Genomic DNA, 15,327 nt, shown 5'->3' with positions numbered 1-15,327 from the left:
GATATCTTCTTGCTTAAAGTATTCACCAATAGAGCTGATAAATCAACTACCTATCGGCAGATCTTTTGCCTGACTAGTCGCGCTGATAAATTTTGCCGAAAAGAGACTGAGCCTATTGACAAATAGAGCCAGGCATAGTAATATACTTTCTGTCAAATGAGTCACCTGTATGTGCAGGTGAGCTGGTGACAATAGCGAAGAGGGTACACCCGTTTCCATCCCGAACACGGTAGTTAAGCTCTTCAGCTCCGACGATACTCTGCGGGCAACTGCACGGGAAAATAGGAAGTCGCCGTCTCACCTGCCTGTATGGGTGATTTTTTGTTGGCTTCTCTCTACTCATTCAGATATTAATAGCCAAACCCTCAATGCTCTAGATGCTTTCGCGACGCAAAGGCAACAGGCGTTATAGTGCCATCTTGCAACAATGGAAGAGGATATAACGCGTTGCCTGGACACCTGAAGCTGGCAACGATCGGCAAGAAGGTTGTTTCTGGGTTTGCAGGCGCCAGGGCTTTGAACAAGTATGGTGCTCGCCTGGCGTATAGTGCTAGCTGCTCTGACATCGCCGCCCGGCATAGCGCATACTTGTTCCTGTCTATGAAGTTGGCTGAGAGCCAGCTAGAGCGCACGCAAGGCTTGCGCAAGCCGGTCGATCTCTTCTTCAGTGTTGTAGAAGCCAGTTGAGACGCGTAATGCTTTTGTCGATGGAATATTGCGAATGTAGATATTGTGTTGCTGGCTCAATTGCTTTACAACCTCGCTGTCGTCGCGGCCTTCGAGCAGAAATGCTATAATCCCGCTGGCCCCTGGTTGTGGGGTCAACATCTGCAGCCCTGGTAGGTCTTTCAAGGCATTATATGCATAAGTATTTAATGTAGAGATACGTGTAAAGAGCCAATCGTGGCCGACGAAATCCTCTAACCAGTGTAAGGCTGCAGCTTGCCCGGCGACAGCTGCGGTCTGTCTGCCGCCAAGTTCGAAGCGCTGGGCTGTATCGTTTAGAGCCCATTCGGCATCAACTTCGTGCTTAATTGAGTAGTAACCGACGTAAGTAGACGCGACATTGCGAAGTGCATCCTGGCTGGTATAAAGAGCTCCCGTGCCATCGGGTCCGCAGAGCCATTTCTGCATGGGGATAGCATAGAAATCAACTTCGAGCTCTTTAACATTGATCGGAACTGCCCCTGCCGATTGGGCTCCGTCGATTACGACAGGAATACCCTTCTCGTGTCCCAGGCGTCCAACTGCCTGAATGTCAAGGACTGCCCCGGTTGTCCAGGTCACATGAGAGAGCGAAATAAGGCGCGTGCGCGGTGTGATCAGTTCTCCAATTGCCTCAACAACTGGTCGATCTGCTGCAGGGCCGAGATCGGCGGTACGAATAACGATGCCATAACGATCACGGATCTGATAGAGTGGTGCGAGTGCACTGATATGCTCGTGATTGGTTGTAATTACCTCATCACCCTTATGCCAATCAAAGCCATAGCTGATAATATTCAAGCCTTCGCCAGTGTTATCAGTTAGCGCTATCTCGTTTTCGCTGGCATGCAGTAGGCGTGCAATGCTGGCACGAGCATCGCTATAAGCGGCTGAAATGTTCTCGAACCCCTTTCCTAGACGGCCCTCGCGCAACTCTCTCTCCAGATAATTTTGTATAGCCTGGATAACGCATTTGGGTAAGGGACCAAATGTGCCTGTATTAAGGTACACACTATCTGTAGTGGCTGGCATTTCTTGACGTATACGTTGCAAGTGTGTGAGGTCAGACAAGGTAAGACTCCTTTGTTGTGAGATAAAACGGGCACATGTTTTGTGTTGCATAGCGGGATGGACCATGAGGCTTTCCAGTTTCCCAAACTGAGTTGGCTAGGGACACCTCGCGAGCAAGCGAATCTGGCCCTTTGACCGATGGGACTGCGCTCAGTTTTTCCCTCCTCTGTGCCACTCTAAGGCGGCAGAAAAACTAGCGCTGCAAAGCCTGATGACATGCCGTCTGGATTGCGGACGTACTACAGTATATCCTATAGATTAAGCTCGATGCTAGTTGAGTTGCCGAAAGCGAAAAGGCCCTCTGGTAGGACGTAATTTTCCTGCTATAATGTGTGCTAGCAAAAGAGCAAAAGTTTTTAACTTGAGAAGGAGCTGGGGCCAGTGCGTATACGCAATTATCGTCAAGCAGATGAGCCTTCCGTGATACAAATACAGCGTGTAGCTATGCAGGAGGATGGGCTTGCTGAAAAGAGTGTCAGCGATCTACAGGACTGGTTGGCGAATTCTACGATGGATGCGCTGCTCAATACGTTTGTCATTAACGATGACGACGATGAGCTGAATACCTGGGGACAGGCAGGGACGCTGGATGGTCTGGAAGGAGAAACTGTGGGATTTGTAACAGTCCAACTGTATCAGGATAGGCGGTCCTATCACTTTCTCTGTCGAGGAGCGGTACATCCGCAGCACCGAAGAGAAAACGGCGGCCGCATATTGCTCGTCGGGGCGCTAAATCGAGCTCGTATCCTGGCCACCGAGTTTGAGTTTGAAGCTGAGCAAGAAGGCCTTCCTATTTATTTTGAGGCCCTTCTTCCCGAGCGTGACCCTGCCTCTGCCCGCTTAGCGGCCCGCTTTGAGATGCATCCAACAGAGGAGCCAGCGCCACAAGGAATGCGTCTCTATCGTAGGGAACTGTATGTTGAGGAAGCATAAATGTGTGGACCGCTTAGGGGCAGGAGATTGGAGCTAACTAATGCACTACATTTGTATCCACCTTGAAGCGAGATCAGGCCTGTAAGTAGCTGCCTGCAGAGTGAATAAGAACTACGCCCCCCGGTGTGTGCCATTTAGTTTATCTTGCCGGGAGGGTAGTGCGTGGAAGGGTGAGAGGCAGCAGGTGTTGAACTTCTCCTCCCATGCAATTCGTGGAAGGGCACTCCAGGACCGATTACAGGCAAGTTAGCTCCTGACTAGTAGCTAAGATTGACAAATACTACATCTTCTTAAAAGAAGATTTCTAGCTACTGATTTACCGTTTGCTCGGGTGAAGCTAACAGAGCATCTAAGGTGGAACGGCGAATTCGGTAAGCCTGACGTGCTCCCCGATGGGGTAAGGTAATTGCCTCTAACACGCCATTTTTAATCCACCGTCTAACAGTTGTATCGTCCACACGCAACCGTTGTGCCACTTCACGGACTGTGAGCAATTCCGCTTTGTCGTGTACCACAAAATCCTCTTTCTGTTCTTGTGCTAATGTAACGTTAAATAGTGATAATACAGCCCTTTCTTGCTTCCTGATAGACGAGTATACATCGGACTGACGTATAAATTATCTATTTGATTATAAAGACGAACATCCTGTTTTTTTGTAACTGTGCTATCTCCGCCATTTAACTGTAACTGTGATATAGAATCGGTGGGCTGAAATTGCACTTCTGCTATTACAGTAACGCTAGTTGCTTTTGAGAAGGGATCAACCACCAATTCTTGACATGCTGCGGCTGGCCCGTTTGAAGCGTTTATCACCGATATAGTGCTTGAGCTCTTTGTGCCAGACGGCGTTGCGAATGGTCCTGGCCAGGTCCTCGTCGCTGCCTCCCGAGCGCAACACAGCACGTAGATCAGTTTCTTCGGTGGCGAAAAGGCAGGTGCGTAACTGGCCATCGGCGGTGAGGCGAATGCGGTCACAAGAAGCGCAGAAAGGCTCGCTGACGGGATTGATAAAGCCGACTTCTCCTATACCATCGCTAAAGGTATAGCGGCGCGCGGTTTCTGAGGGATCGCCAGTGGTAATCGGTACAAGTGGCCCATATGCAGCCTCGATGATGGCTTTGATCTCACCACCGGTTAGAATATCTTCCTTGCGCCAGATTTGATCGGCATCCAGTGGCATAAATTCGATCCAGCGCACTACATATGCCTTACGACGAGCCAGGTGGGCGAAATCAAGCACCTCAGCTTCTGTGAAATCGCGCATCGCGACAGCATTAACTTTAATGGGGTGAATGCTTGGGTATTGTTCTAACTCTGCCAGACCTTCGAGGACGCGATCAAGCTGGTCGCGGCGCGTGAGTTGGGCAAATCTTTCGCGCACCAGCGAATCAAGGCTCACATTGATGCGGGTGAGGCCAGCCTCGGCAAGAGCTTTTGCTTGCTGTTTTAAGAGCACCCCATTTGTGGTTAGACTCAGGCTGCGTAGCCCTTCTATCTCATGGAGCTGCCTGACTAGATCAGCTACATCTCGCCGAACCAGAGGCTCCCCACCCGTCAGGCGAATTTGCTCTATGCCAATCTCGACAGCTACGCGGGCGATACGCTCAATCTCCTCGTAGGAGAGAATTTCAGCTTTTTTCAGCCAGGGCAGCCCCTCAGCTGGCATACAATATGTACAGCGGAAATTGCATTTATCTGTGATCGAGATACGCATATTTTTTATGCGGCGTCCATAGCTGTCTATGAGGGGTTCCATGGGTTCTGTTCTCCATTAATCTATCCGGACGATATTACTCTGTATGCTTACTATAGCACATTTTTCCAAGAATTGTCTTGTGTGCCAGGTTCTGACAGAGATATTGTCTCATAATACATGTATTATACATTATCTTGTGAATGTTGTGAACTATTTTATACTTAGCAACTCTGTTGACCATGAATAATGTGGTATCAGATGTATGAAAATTTACGTGTAACGAAGGTAAAAAAGTGTGGATACAGCAAATAAACTGAGGAAATACTGCCGTCTCCCACGAGAGATGGCAGTATTCTTTTAGAATATATGTAATGGATTCTAGTTATGCGTCATAGTAAAGCGAGAATTCGATGGGCACTGGACGCATACGTACTGTAGCGGACTGCTCGCGCTTGAGGTCAATATATTTCTCAAGGAGATCGTAGGTGAAGACATCGCCTTCCAGGAGGAAGGAATGGTCTTTTTCAAGCGCGTTAAGAGCCTCATCTAACGAACCCGGCACTGAACAGATCTCGCGCAAATCTTCGGCCGACATATGATACAGATCGCGATCCACCGGGCCATAGCCATAGTCGCTGGGGTCAATCTCGCGACGGATACCATCAAGGCCGGCCATTAATAGCGCTGAGAAGAGCAAGTATGGATTAGCTGTTGGATCGGGAGGACGGAACTCGACACGCTTGCCCTTAGGGCTGTTAGTTGAAGGAATACGGACAGCTGCGCTACGGTTGCCCTGTGAGAAGACAAGATTGACGGGAGCTTCGAAGCCGGGAACCAGGCGCTTGTAGCTGTTGGTGCTCGGCGCAGCGATAGCCATCAGGGCAGGAGAGTGCAGCAGGATACCACCGATATAGTAGCGTGCCATCTGCGAGAGTCCAGCGTAACCATCGCCATCATAGAATAAAGGCTTCTCATCTTTCCAGAGGCTGGAGTGAGTATGCATCCCGGAACCATTATCGCCATAGATTGGCTTTGGCATAAAGGTGACGGTCTTGCCATATTTGCGCGCCATGTTCTTCACAATATACTTATAAAGAAGCATGCTATCGGCTGTTTTGGTCAGGGTGTCGAAGCGAATATCAATCTCTGACTGGCCAGCGGCGCCAACTTCGTGATGTTGCGCCTCAACCGTGATGCCCAGCTCTTCTAGTTTCAGGACCATCTCGGTACGCAGATCCTGGAGCGTATCGTTAGGGGCAACAGGAAAATACCCTTCTTTGACGCGCATAAGATGGCCCATGTTGCGTGAACCATCGTGGCGCAGGTCGCGCCCGCTGGTCCAGTGTGCCTCATCGGAATCGACTTCTACGCATTGCTTATTATCTGTTGAGACGTAATGGACGCTATCAAAGATATAGAATTCTGCCTCGGGGCCGAAGTAGGCAGTGTCTGCAACGCCACTTGTGCGTAGATAATCTTCTGCCTTCTGGGCCACATAGCGGGGATCGCGGCTATAGCGGGTCTTGAAGCCCGCGTCTCCGGGATGGGCGATGTTACAGATCAGGCTGAGCGTTGGGACTGCGGTAAATGGGTCCATAATAGCTGTGCTGGCATCCGGGATGACAAGCATATCGCTTTCATTGATAGCCTGGAACCCCCGTACGCTAGAGCCATCGAATGGGAAGCCTTCCACAAAGGCTTCTTCTTCCAACTGATGCAAAGGCATACTGAAATGCTGCCAGGTACCGGGCAAATCTGTGAATTTAAGATCTATCATCTTTGCGCCGTTTTCTTTGGCAAATCGTAACACTTCCTCTGGGGTCATCTTATTTTATCTCCTTGTATGTCTGTCTTTGCATCATTGCGGCTATCGTTGGCGTGCGTTGCCCTGATCATCTTTTGGCTAATGTGCATAATGTTCACAGCTTTATCTCAGTATCGTGCTGAGATTGTTTTCTCTTGTACTAAGAATATGACATATCTCAAAGGGATGCTACAGACACTTTACCTGAAAGTGCAGCGCTAACATTTGTGCAAGTTGCACAAATTGCATTGATAGGGCTAGATGCTTGCCAGGGAAGATGGAAGAGTTGTAATATAGCATGAAATAGTATGAGAGGAGCGAGGATGGATTCACGGACTCAATTTTCCTCAGGAGGGATGACAATGGCAGCGCAGGCGCAACCCCGCCGCTCGGGTGGGTGCTTTCCTCTGGCCCTTGTAGCTTTTGTGCTCGGTATTATCGTCGGCGTGGCCGCTGTCTTCTCCTATATACTAATTGCTGGCAATGACAATTCCCCGCGGTCTGCTCCCCCTTATACTGGGAAAGGAGCGATTATGGCGCAAATAAGCACTGGCTATATATCCCAACTGGTTACGCAGAATGCCAACTCGGCCGGTTTACCGGGAACTATCAAGGATACCCAGGTGCAACTGGTGCAAAATGGCCCGATTACGATTACCGGTCAGGATCAAGTAAATGTGCTGGGAATCAATGTTACCAAGCAATTTACGTTACGGCTGCAACCTACCGTGGAAGCCTGCCAGCTACGTATGCACCTGATCCATGCTGATATCGGAGGTTTTCCGATAACCGGGATGACTACTCAGTTTGAGGACCAGCTAAATCAACAGTTTCAGATCAAGGTTTCGAACCTCCCTTCCGGCTTTACCTATTGTATGACAGAAACGCGTACAAACTCCGATGGCCTGACGCTTGTCTATGCTGCCACGCCGGCGCAGTCTTCGGCTCTGGGGCCTGAGGATAGAAAAGCTTTGGCATCGTAAAAAAGATAGAGTAGCCAGATTGCACAAATGCAGTTTCGCACGAGGCTAAGCCTGCACTTGCACCCTCTGGCTACAATAGAGAACTTTGCTATGGCTTGCTAGCCTAAATCGTCAATGATATGCTCACATTTCAGACGTAAAGTAACTCTTGTTTCTTTGGAGTACTGTTCCTGGGCCTGCTTATTGGCCTCTTGTTCCCCATGATAGCGAATGGCCAGGCGACGAATGTCTTCCTGTGCTATCTGCTGATCTTCCACGAACTCGATTTTGCCGCTAATCGTCAGGTAGCTATAGCCATCTTCAAAGCAAACGGAAACGCGCGGGTCGCGGCGCATATTGCGGTCTTTGAGGCGTCCAACTTTTGTGTTCATCACGATGGTATCGCCTTCGAGCAGATACCACATAGTGGTGAGCTGGGGCGTTCCGTCAGCATTAATCGTGGCGAGAACTGCGAAGCGCTTCTCCTCAAGGAAAGCACGGGCTTTTGCTGATAAAATACTACTCATTGATGCTCCTGATTTTATATGTTTTTCGCTAGGATGCGTGGGCTGCCTTATTCCGCATCTCATAGCGGCGCAAAGTGCGTAAGTCTTCGATCGTGTCAATATCCAGGGCCAGCCCGATATTTCTGGCTAGTGCACTCTTGAGGTCTCGCTGTTGGGCCTCCAACTGGTAGCGCTGTAAGCTGCCAGGACCAAACACGTATGGCACGACTAGCGGAGGGCTGACGAGGAGTGCATTGGTTCCTGTGCCCTCTCGCGATGGCGCAAGCACAATATCATGGCTCTGAACCTGCTCAAACATAGTGCGCACGTCGCTTACTTGTAATAAAGGCAGATCCGCCGATATGGTGAGCAAGGCTGTTGTGCCTGCCTCTATCTGGTGCAAAGCTGCCGCATGCAAAGCCGTGTTATGTCCATGTTGCTCTTCAAGGAGAGCCTGCGCACCCCAGGCCTGCACCTGCTCCAGAACGCGTTCATCGGGACTGACCACTGTGATGGATGTCAGAACTGCGCTTTCTTGTAGCGTGCAGATGACATGATGCAGCATTTCAAGTACCAGAAACGCGCGTTGATTGGGTGTCAGGTGTTTGGACAGACGACTTTTTGCCCGGTCAAGGGCCTTTACCGGGATCAATGCTCTATTTATCATATGCGTCTGGCTGTGTTCTATGCCCCCTCTGTGCGCCGGCATTAGACTTGCCGCCCGGCGGCTTGCAATACAGTGCGTGCAAGCTCGGCTTTGGTGGCACTATCACGCATAATCGTATTGGTAACAACCGTTGGGATGCCCAGATCCTCGATCTCGCCGGCGAGGTGGGCATCTTGCTCATCGATGACCATGACATCAAGAAAGTCACGATAACAGCGCGCTACATCTACTGCCGAGACATCAAGGCCCAGGCCTCGCATGAGCTTGTCGGCAGGACCTTTGATAGGAGCGCCGCCGACAATGGGGCTGACTGCTACTACCATGCCGCTTGCCTCGTGGAGTACATCATGAATGCCTGGAACTGCAAGAATGCTCCCGATGCTGACGATAGGATTGCTGGGGGCAATCAGGATAACGTCGGCTGCTTTAAGCGTATCAAGCACATCGGGGGCCGGTTTGGCTTCTTTGGCTCCCACGAAGACCACATCCTGAACCTCATCGACGCTCTGGCGCTTGACCATGTATTCCTCAAAATGCAGGAGTCCCGCCGGCGTCTTGATATGGGTTTCGATAGGCTGATCGCTCATGGGCAGGATGCGTAACTCCAGACCAAAGCGAGCGCGCAAGTTATCTGTAACTTCGCTGAGAGTCTTGCCCTGGCGCAGCAAATTTGTACGATGGATATGTGTAGCTAGATCTTTGTCACCAAGCAGAAACCAATCTTCGTTGCCATAGTGGGTAAGTTGCTGCATGGTGTTATGGGTATCGTTGCGGATGCCCCAGCCATATTTCTCGTCTACAACGCCTCCCAGGGTGTAGATGACAATATCGATATCGGGGCAAACGCGCAAGCCGTAGAAATCCCGGTCATCCCCGGTGTTAGCGATGACGGTCAGTTCCTTTTGCGGAACAACCTGTACCACTCCTTGCAAAAAGCGCGCGGCGCCTACTCCACCGGCCAGAACTGCAATCATAGCGTAAAACCTCAGTCAAAATGAACAATGAGACGATCCAACGGAAGACGCTCTCGCCGCCGCGGGTCAGCGGCAGCATAGCCAACGGTAATCAGGGCCTGGGGGATTAACCGCTTATCCAGGCCCAACGTTTCACAGACGATCTCGGGACAAAAAAGCGGCGCGCACATCCAGCCTGTATCCAGGCCGAGATCGTAGGCTGTGAGCAGCATGTTCTGGATAGCGGCGCCAAGGCTTTGAATGGCCATGACTGTCTCATCAGCCTGGCGCTTTTCATCTGGATAGTGATCAAGATCTTCCAGATAGAGACAGGGAATAATAATTGCTGGCGCGTTGAGGATGCGTTGGCGCGATTTCTCCAGGCGTATAGCAACAATTTCTTCATTCTGGCCATCCATCTGGAGATTTTTCTTCCAGTCTGTTCCCATGCTCTCTGCCAGCTGTGTCTTAGGTTCCTGGCGCGTGAGAACTGCAAAACGCCAGGGCTGCCGTCCATGGGGCGATGGGGCCCAGCGGGCCGCCTCCAGCATTTGTTCAAGTGCTTCGCGCGCTACAGGCCTGTCCTGATATATGCGTACGCTACGCCTACTACGTAGCAGGGTCGCCAGATCATTCGTGCGCTCTGGTAGCGTAACCTGCCGAGCGTTCGTCTGTGATGTCACGTCTATGTTTACCTTTTCGTTCAAGCTAAAGTACGTCATGCACAGCTTGTTATGGTTTGTTCTGCTTAGAGAGGACAAAGAAGGTGTCTTTTGCTCCCTCTTTTGAAGAGCTCAAAGGGCCGAGCTCCTGGCAAGGCAAACTGCACATTGCATGTATATTAACGGAACATGTCAGTCGCACTGTTGCGTATAAGCGCTTGGGCTGTGCCCTCCGCAGGAATATAGTTATAGCCCCGAATAAGGGCGACTGGAACGCGGTCGATTTTCCCCATTACAAGCTCTGCTGTCGCGGCAAGTTCGTCGGCTACAGCTATGGAGCTGACGCGCAGTTCATAACCATAGGGGTCATATTGGCCACGGTAGTCGTTAATGGCTTCCATCCCAGCTACGCCTATGGCCATATTCACCTGGGCCTGACGCCAGGGCCGACCCCAGGTATCCGAAATAATGATGGCTATGTCTATATCTGCCTTTTCTTGTTTATCTCTAACGATTCGCAGCAGGCGCAGGCGTAGCATCTGGGCCGAACGATCCGAATCGAGCGGAAGCAAGGTAAGCTGCTCGGCCCCGTTCACATTTGATTCGTCCACTCCTGCATTGGCACAGATAAAGCCGTGATGGGTCTCGCTGATGAGTACGCCGTGGTCCATACGGACAATTCTCCGGCTCTCCCGCAGCACAACCTCAACATGCCTGGCATCTTTGTTATATTGCTTGGCATATTGACGGGCAAAGGCTGATGGCTTTATGTCGTTGAGATCTACGATGCGCCCCTCCGCTTTAGAAACGATTTTTTGGGTCACAACAAGAATATCACCTGGCTCTAAGGTCAGGTGCTGAGTGTGAAGTGCCTCATAGATGATAAGACCCAGGTCGCATCCTGGGGGTGTTTCTTCGATACCTGTTATCGGTATGATACGTAATTCTTTGCTCATGCTTCTCCTCGTGGAGGTATTATAGCCTCAATTTGACAATACTGTAAAGAATGAAGTATTGGCCAGATGGCTTTGCATGCTCATTAGGAACTTGTTAAGCCCTTTGGACTGGCTCTTCATTATCGTATCTGAACGCGAAAAGTCAACAGGGCAAGCTTTCTTCTATTGCTCGCCTGTGGCCTGAGCGCTGCTTGATGGTGCTTTGTTGAGTAGCACTACTTGCTATTTTACACTGATAAGGCTATAGTAACGCTGTTTGATAGCTTTGTTCTGTAGCAAAAGGTGGAAACATGCCAAAGCTGAGTGCATATCGCTTGCATTGGAACATGCAGCGAGGTCGCTATGAGCTCTATACAGATGGACATGCGCAAGGTTCTTTCGAAGCTGGCAACCTGACCTGGTTGGCGTGGCTGGATCAACACGCGTCTTTTTCTTTTCATAGCCGTGAGGGTTTTGCCTGTACTTTGCGTAAAGAGCGGGGACAGCGTAGTGGTTCCTACTGGTATGCTTACCGTCGCTATGGACAAAAAATGCTTAAGAGGTACCTTGGTCGCAATGCCGAGCTAACTGTAGAACGCCTGGAAGAAGCTGCCCGTTTGCTTCATATGCTGCAAAAGCCGGCGTTAGTTCCTCACAAGGTTACGGAATTTGCAGGTCTCTTGGCGCGGGAGGCTCAGGATGTATCTTCGCGCAAGATTGAGGCCCTGGCCCAATCACTAGCTGAGCACAGGCAGCAACTGCCCGATTCAGGGCTAGAGTTGTTAGCGCGTTCACGCGTAGTTGAGAAGTTGCAGGTCGGGTTACGTCTGCCGGTAACCTTTGTGACAGCCCCTGCAGGTTTTGGCAAGACAAGCGCGATGCTCAACTGGGCAAAAGAGCGCTTGCAACGTGAGCAGAGCGTTGCGTGGATAACGTTAGATGAGAGCGATAATGACCTGTTCCTATTCTGGAGGCAAGTCTTCAAGGCTCTGGAACAGCTTTGTCCGGGCTGTAGCGCTACAGCTCTCTCCCTGCTGCAAACTATCCAAGCCCAGTCAATAACCGTCGTTTTACGCGTACTTATACATGCGCTTAGCTCAGCTGCTCATTCTTCTGAGCTTGTGCTCATTCTTGATAACTATCACCTGATCACGGCGGAGCCAGTGCAGAAGTCGTTAGCGTACTTGCTGGAACATCAGCCAGGCTCGCTCCATCTTTTCTTGCTAACACGCAGTGAGCCGCCGCCTCTGTTGCTTCGGCGCTCTCCTGATAGAGAACTAAATGTGGTGACTGCCGATGATCTGCGCTTGCAGCCTGCTGAAGCCAGCCTGTTTCTCGAACGGGTAATGGAGATTTCTTTGCCTGAAGAAGATATTACTGCTTTACTGGAGCTTACCGAGGGGTGGATTGCTAGTTTGCAGCTGGCTGCGCTTGTGCTAAGTACGGGTACTGATAGCAAAGAGTTGATCGCAGAAATTTCTCGTAGTCATCGCCATGTACTGGCTTATTTGAGTGAAGTTCTGTTGTCCCGACTTGAGCCTGCAGCTCTGCATTTTTTGCTAGCTACCTCTATTCTAAAGAGCTTGAGTGCTCCGCTCTGTGCCGCTATAGTTGCTCTAGCTGAGGCCCCTGCTCTTCTGCAGAAACTTGTGCGGGCTCAGTTCTTTCTGACGCCTCTGGAGCGCGCGAGCCAGTGGTATCGCTATCATCCACTCTTTGCTGACTTGCTCCGCCATCACCTTTATCAATGGCAAGATGCGGCTTATATTATGCTGTTACATGGGCGTGCCGCTCAGTGGTATAGAGATGCTGGTCTGGCGCTTGATGCTGCTGAGCATCTGCTGGAGGCCGGAGATACTGAGGAGGCAGCCAGTCTTATTGAGCAGGAGGCTTATCCTCTGTTTGCGCGCAGAGAGTTCTCGCTGCTTCTGCGCCTGCTTGAGAGGTTGCCCGAGCCGCTTCTTCTGACTCATTCGCGCCTGGCTCTGGCTCGGGTTGCAGCTCTTGCAGCAACTGATCAGATGAGCGCGGCAGCAAGCTTGCTACCAACAGTTGAGCATAAAATAACTATTAGCGCTTTGTCTACACAAGCAGTTAGCGAAACTGCTCCTGCTGAGGAGCGTCTATGTTTGCTGGAAATGGGAGCGTTTCGGCTTTGCATTGCTCAGGCTCTGGCGGCGCAAGGAGACGTATCTGCTGCTCAGGAGCAAGCTCGTTTAGCGCTTAATCTCCTTCCGCGCGAGGAACATGCTCAGCGGACTAGCGCTCTACATGTCTTAAGCCAGGCGCACAGGCTGCAGGATGATGTCATAGAAGCCAGTGCGCTTAGCCCCCAGCAACTTGCGGTTTTGCGCTTGATCGTGCAAGGATTATCAAATCAGGAAATTGCGCAGCACTTACATATTGCTATCAGCACTGTGAAAACCCATATCAATTATCTCTTTGCCAAACTTACGGTCCATACGCGTGGGCAGGCGATTGAGAGGGCAAGAGCGTTGGGCTTGCTAGCGGGAGAGGAATGAGGATGGCCGGTCCTCTGCGCGTGGGAGCGAATGGCAGGCCACCAGGCAGCGAAGCGCCATCCTTGATCCTGACGCTTGCATTATTGCACCTTGATAGCCAGATTCATTCCTTGATGAATTGTACAATAAATGTGAAAAGTGCCAGAAGTGCTGAAGGGGCCGATGGTCTGGCTCTGAGGGCCGGTGATGGTCAGGCGTATAGTGGGTGCACCTGCCTCCTGGGCCGCTTTCTGGACAGATCCATCCCAACTGCCATTCGTGATAACATGTTCGTCGCTGGCATCGTTGATCAGAGTCAGCGATTGCCCCTTTTGGATAGAAACTGAGCTCACTACAAAATTAGTGCTGTTCATATGGACAGATGGTCCAGATCGTAGTGCGCTGGCATCATCGATCTTACAGGAGGCTAACAGTAGCGTTAAGACTGCGGCTATACCCAGTACTAGCATAACTTGCTTCGGCCGCGACATAGCGTAATACCTGCCTTTCTAGCTGAGATAGGCGATTCTACTCTTGTGCTTATGGATAATAGATAAAACCCATCTGCTTCTTGATATATAAATTGTATTCTATTATCTATTACTTATTGTATAATATACATATTCTGTGTGCCTCGGTACATTCCCTGATGTTGTTATCAGGTATTTGGCTGACAGGTGATTGTGCTTTTGAAGAGCTTTTTAGAGGAGCAAGGCATAGGCTAGCTAATTTTAGGAGGGCCATAAATGGGGCTATTTATGGCCCATGAGATACAAGAGATATGTGTCCTATGGCTGATGAGCGCGTCGTCAGAACCCGACTGGCGACGCGCGAACTGGCTACAATATTCCGAGGCAGATTATTTGCCCGCTAGCCGGGCGATGACAGGCGCAAAATTTTCTAACTGTGTACCATTAACATGGATATAGGAGAAGCCATAGCGCTCGCGCATTGCCAATAAATGCTCTACAGCTTGCTCGGTACTCATCGGAACACTACCAATAGTGGGTCCGCCGCCGACCTGTATTTGCTTAACCCCAACCGCGCTATCGGTAATTGCCAGCTGGAAAACTGCCTGTGCTAGTTCCAACTGGGAAAAGCGTTCCCCGGCAGCCTCTTTGATCCAGTTCACTTTCTCTTCCATGCTCACATCTGCTGGCGAAGCGCCAGGGCCGGCCCATTTGAGCGTGGGAGAGATGATATTTGCCTCGCGAGCTGCAAACGAGAGCATGCGCTTTCCCGCGCTGCCAATAAAGATGGGCGGATGTGGTTTTTGAACAGGTTTTGGTAAGTTGCTGAGGTTCTTGATTGTATAGTGCTTGCCTGAGAAATTGGCAACCTGCTCGGTAAAGACGAGCTTCATAATGTGTAAAGCTTCTTCCAGGCGGCTGACGCGTGTGCCTGCGCTATAAAAGGGCAGGCCCAGTTGCTCGAAATCTTGCTGAGAGACGCCGGCACCTAGTCCGACTTCGACGCGGCCCTCGGACAGCAGATCCAGGCTGGCCATTTCGCGAGCAAGCAAGGCTGGATTGCGTAAATCGTTACAGAATACATAGCTTCCCACCCGCAGCGATTTTGTGGCCTCGGCTGCTACTGCTAATGCGGTAATTACTGAGAGGCCAGCCATCAGACGATCTGGTATTAAAAGGGTTGAGTAACCCAGGTCTTCAGCTTTACGAGCCTGCGTGATCCATTCTTGGTGCGATGTCGCGAAGGCTGTCACGACACCGAAACGAAATGGTTTCGGCATAGAGAAAAATCTCCTTTGTAGCTTGTGAATAAAACTGCTACTAGTATAGGATCGGACCTGCTATTTTACATCGCCCAAAAAGGATGATTGCTCTGAAAACATAGCGCGATAAGGTAGCGGAGAGAAGTGCCAACCTGCGCAAGCTGGCCCCACGTAATTACCCAAAGTAAGCAAGCGTGCT

Annotated in this window: 14 protein-coding genes and 1 rRNA gene; 4 read left to right on the top strand and 11 right to left on the bottom strand. The window is 50.6% G+C overall.

Annotated features, from left to right (window positions below):
• Nucleotides 1-181 precede the first annotated feature (181 nt).
• Nucleotides 182-298 (top strand): 5S ribosomal RNA (gene rrf / locus EPA93_RS18955).
• Between the two features lie 323 nt (nt 299-621).
• Here the strand turns inward: rrf and EPA93_RS18950 are convergent.
• Nucleotides 622-1,776 carry an aminotransferase class V-fold PLP-dependent enzyme gene (locus EPA93_RS18950; protein ID WP_165423245.1) on the bottom strand — a complete coding sequence of 385 codons (1,155 nt, stop codon included), beginning with the start codon at nt 1,774-1,776 and terminating at the stop codon, nt 622-624.
• A gap of 381 nt (nt 1,777-2,157) precedes the next feature.
• Here EPA93_RS18950 and EPA93_RS18945 point away from each other — a divergent pair, with 381 nt between their 5' ends.
• Nucleotides 2,158-2,709 carry a GNAT family N-acetyltransferase gene (locus EPA93_RS18945; protein WP_129889013.1) on the top strand — a complete coding sequence of 184 codons (552 nt, stop codon included), beginning with the start codon at nt 2,158-2,160 and terminating at the stop codon, nt 2,707-2,709.
• 308 nt (nt 2,710-3,017) lie between these two features.
• Here the strand turns inward: EPA93_RS18945 and EPA93_RS18940 are convergent, their stop codons facing one another.
• The 3 genes from EPA93_RS18940 to glnA all read right to left on the bottom strand — a co-directional run bounded on the left by EPA93_RS18940 (nt 3,018) and on the right by glnA (nt 6,231).
• The gene (locus EPA93_RS18940; RefSeq protein WP_129889012.1) at nt 3,018-3,224 is read right to left on the bottom strand and encodes a helix-turn-helix domain-containing protein; all 207 of its coding nucleotides are present in this window, start codon (nt 3,222-3,224) and stop codon (nt 3,018-3,020) included.
• A 246-nt stretch (nt 3,225-3,470) separates the two neighbouring features.
• Entirely contained in the window at nt 3,471-4,466 is a 996-nt protein-coding gene (gene moaA, locus EPA93_RS18935; protein ID WP_129889011.1) for a GTP 3',8-cyclase MoaA, read from the bottom strand.
• 322 nt (nt 4,467-4,788) lie between these two features.
• Nucleotides 4,789-6,231, bottom strand: coding sequence for a type I glutamate--ammonia ligase (gene glnA / locus EPA93_RS18930; RefSeq protein WP_129889010.1), 1,443 nt, complete (start codon nt 6,229-6,231; stop codon nt 4,789-4,791).
• Nucleotides 6,232-6,533: 302 nt separating this feature from the next.
• Between glnA and EPA93_RS18925 the strand changes: the two genes are divergently transcribed.
• Nucleotides 6,534-7,193, top strand: coding sequence for a hypothetical protein (locus EPA93_RS18925; protein WP_129889009.1), 660 nt, complete (start codon nt 6,534-6,536; stop codon nt 7,191-7,193).
• 98 nt (nt 7,194-7,291) lie between these two features.
• On the opposite strand, the gene EPA93_RS18920 is transcribed toward EPA93_RS18925, so the two are convergent.
• The 5 genes from EPA93_RS18920 to cofE all read right to left on the bottom strand — a co-directional run bounded on the left by EPA93_RS18920 (nt 7,292) and on the right by cofE (nt 10,916).
• Nucleotides 7,292-7,699, bottom strand: a complete 408-nt coding sequence (locus EPA93_RS18920; RefSeq protein WP_129889008.1) for a PPOX class F420-dependent oxidoreductase — start codon at nt 7,697-7,699, stop codon at nt 7,292-7,294.
• A gap of 28 nt (nt 7,700-7,727) precedes the next feature.
• On the bottom strand, nt 7,728-8,387 hold the full coding sequence (cofC, locus tag EPA93_RS18915; protein WP_242527443.1) for a 2-phospho-L-lactate guanylyltransferase: 660 nt from the start codon (nt 8,385-8,387) through the stop codon (nt 7,728-7,730).
• Nucleotides 8,387-9,319 (bottom strand): 2-phospho-L-lactate transferase, encoded by a 933-nt coding sequence (gene cofD / locus EPA93_RS18910; protein ID WP_129889007.1) that lies wholly within the window; start codon nt 9,317-9,319, stop codon nt 8,387-8,389. Before cofD ends, cofC begins: the two co-directional genes overlap by 1 nt.
• 11 nt (nt 9,320-9,330) lie before the next feature.
• Complete coding sequence (locus EPA93_RS18905) at nt 9,331-9,981, bottom strand: nitroreductase family protein (protein ID WP_242527442.1); 651 nt, start codon at nt 9,979-9,981, stop codon at nt 9,331-9,333.
• 158 nt (nt 9,982-10,139) lie between these two features.
• Nucleotides 10,140-10,916 (bottom strand): coenzyme F420-0:L-glutamate ligase, encoded by a 777-nt coding sequence (gene cofE / locus EPA93_RS18900; protein ID WP_129889005.1) that lies wholly within the window; start codon nt 10,914-10,916, stop codon nt 10,140-10,142.
• Between the two features lie 290 nt (nt 10,917-11,206).
• On the opposite strand from cofE, the gene EPA93_RS18895 reads away from it, so the two are divergent.
• Nucleotides 11,207-13,417, top strand: a complete 2,211-nt coding sequence (locus tag EPA93_RS18895; protein ID WP_129889004.1) for a winged helix-turn-helix domain-containing protein — start codon at nt 11,207-11,209, stop codon at nt 13,415-13,417.
• A gap of 80 nt (nt 13,418-13,497) precedes the next feature.
• Here the strand turns inward: EPA93_RS18895 and EPA93_RS18890 are convergent, their stop codons facing one another.
• Together EPA93_RS18890 and EPA93_RS18885 are read right to left on the bottom strand one after the other, a co-directional pair.
• Nucleotides 13,498-13,887: a cupredoxin domain-containing protein gene (locus tag EPA93_RS18890; protein ID WP_129889003.1), complete on the bottom strand. Its 390-nt coding sequence runs from the start codon at nt 13,885-13,887 to the stop codon at nt 13,498-13,500.
• A gap of 368 nt (nt 13,888-14,255) precedes the next feature.
• Nucleotides 14,256-15,146, bottom strand: a complete 891-nt coding sequence (locus EPA93_RS18885) for a TIGR03621 family F420-dependent LLM class oxidoreductase (protein WP_129889002.1) — start codon at nt 15,144-15,146, stop codon at nt 14,256-14,258.
• Nucleotides 15,147-15,327: the final 181 nt, after the last annotated feature.

It is taken from the genome of Ktedonosporobacter rubrisoli (genome assembly GCF_004208415.1).
Classification (GTDB): domain Bacteria; phylum Chloroflexota; class Ktedonobacteria; order Ktedonobacterales; family Ktedonobacteraceae; genus Ktedonosporobacter; species Ktedonosporobacter rubrisoli.
Note: the sequence above shows the minus strand (reverse complement) of the source record. Positions and strands in the feature narration are given on the sequence as shown.